We start from the raw sequence: 2,169 nt of genomic DNA, 5'->3' as shown, positions 1-2,169 counted from the left end.
AGGGTGCCCTGCGCTCCTTATCGGCTGAGGTGAGACACTCAATTGTTCAACAAACACCAAATCAATGCTCTTGCCTTGCACCTATGCAGCTCTATTGCTATGGCCCATTCCGTGTAATGACATATATCATTCCCAGCGGGATACCGCCCGCCGAACGGTCAAGGAATACGTCGGCCACCTTCAGGTATAGCGGCACAAAGTGAAACGGGCTGGAAAGGAAACGTCGGCTGATGGACTCGGATAGGATGAGGTTTTCCGGATGGCTGCCAGGACAATTGTCACCCGAGGGGCCGCGCTATCTGGCTCTGTTGAACGCGCTGGAACAGGATGTCAACGAGGGCCGGTTAACGGAGGGTTCCCGCCTGCCCGCGCACCGGGAGTTGGCGCAGCAGTTGGGCCTGTCTGTCGGCACCGTAGCCAAGGCCTACCAGGAGGCCGAACAGCGCGGCATCATCAGCGGCCGTGTGGGCCAGGGCACCTTTGTGCGCCGGCGTACCCTGGGTCGCGACGAGGCGTCCGCTATGCGGGAGCCAGTTAACATGGCGTTGAACGTGCCGGCTCATGGGCGCGAGACCGAGATTCTATCAGGACTGTTGGCCGAGGTGTCGAGCATCCGCGACCTCGCGCCCCTCCTGGACTACCATCCCCATGGCGGCATCCGGCAGCATCGCGAGATCATTGCCGCCTCTGTCCCCGGCGGCTCGTTCACCGTGGACCCGGCGCGGCTCTTCCTGTGCAACGGCGCCCAGCATGCGATCGACATCGCGTTGCGCCTGGTGGCAAGGCCTGGCGATAGCATCCTCGTGGATAGCCTGACCTATTCCGGCTTCAAGGCTATCGCCGCGGCCAATCACCTCACGCTCATCCCCGTGGCCATGGATGGCGAAGGCGCCGATCCTGACGCTCTGGAGATAGCCTGCCGAGCCTCCGGCGCCAAGGTGTTCTACTGCATGCCGACCTTGCAGAGCCCCACGGCTCGCACAATGAGCCTTACCCGCCGGCGGCGCATCGCCGAACTGGCCGATAAACTCGACCTTACGATCATCGAGGACGACGTCTATGGCTTCTTCTTACCGGAGCGGCCGATGCCGCTCACGGAGTTCGTCCCCGAGCGCAGCTTCTACATCACGTCCTATTCTAAATGCGTCGCACCGGGATTCCGCCTTGGCACGCTGACGGTGCCGTCGGTCTTTACCGAGAAGACCGAACTTCTCCTGCACGCCTCGTCCTGGTTCGTGGCTCCTATGCTCAGCGAGATGGCGGTGCGGCTCATCGAGAGCGGTAAGCTGGACGAGCTGGTGCGCGAGCGCCGACAGCAGGCGCTCGACCGCTATCGTGTGTTTTCCGGCATCTTTCCCGCGGCAGAGAGACTGAAGTTCCCCCCCTTTTATGGCTGGCTGCCATTGCCCCCAGAATGGTCGGCGGTCGACTTTGCCTCTGCCGCGCGCCGGCACAATATCCTCGTCACGCCGCCCATCGCGTCCACGGTGGATGACGCCGATCCTGGCGCGATCCGCGTCTGCCTAGGCGGGCCGAAGGACCTTACCGAGCTCTCAAACGCACTGTACACGCTCAACGAGGTCATCACCCGCCCGCCCCTGAACGTGTTCTCGGTCGCCTGACAGCCTAAGTTACGGGGAATGTCCGCTGACGAAAGCGCTTGAAGTTGTCGAGAGTTTTGTTGGCCGACTTGGTCCACACGAACGACATGGGATTTCCATTGCTTGCGTCGATGTCGTGGTCGATCGCGGCCCATCACTACAACAACGAGTCGCGCTTCTAAGCTAAATAGGTCAGTCACATCGCTCAGTTGAGAGGGTGTGTCAAAAGCCGTTTTCGGACAACAGAGGTCAGCTCGAGACTGTCTCGTCGGAGTGTCTCTAACTAAGTGGAAACTAGCATGGCTGATCACAATTATGCAGGCTGGCAGAAGAGCCGCACAGCAGCCCAGTGGGTTTACACCTTCGGTGACGGAAAGGCCGAAGGCCAGGCGGGGATGAAGAACCTGCTTGGCGGCAAGGGGGCGAACCTCGCCGAAATGTCCAATCTGGGGCTGCCGGTTCCTCCGGGCTTCACGATTACCACCGAAGTCTGCACCTATTACTATGACCATGACCGCTCCTATCCGCAGGAACTGAAGGGTCAGGTTGAAAACGCCCTGAATTTCGT

2 protein-coding genes are annotated in these 2,169 nt (G+C 60.5%); both read left to right on the top strand.

What is annotated here, in order from left to right; translation table 11 throughout:
• Positions 1-230: 230 nt before the first annotated feature.
• Positions 231-1,622, top strand: a complete 1,392-nt coding sequence (locus AA309_RS30470; RefSeq protein ID WP_047192780.1) for an aminotransferase-like domain-containing protein — start codon at positions 231-233, stop codon at positions 1,620-1,622.
• A gap of 278 nt (positions 1,623-1,900) precedes the next feature.
• Positions 1,901-2,169, top strand: a 269-nt coding sequence (locus tag AA309_RS30465) for a PEP/pyruvate-binding domain-containing protein (RefSeq protein WP_047192779.1), incomplete at its 3' end; no start/stop codon positions are given.

Origin of the sequence: Microvirga vignae (assembly GCF_001017175.1) — a bacterium.
GTDB classification, from domain to species: domain Bacteria; phylum Pseudomonadota; class Alphaproteobacteria; order Rhizobiales; family Beijerinckiaceae; genus Microvirga; species Microvirga vignae.
This window is presented reverse-complemented; position numbering and strand designations above follow the sequence as displayed.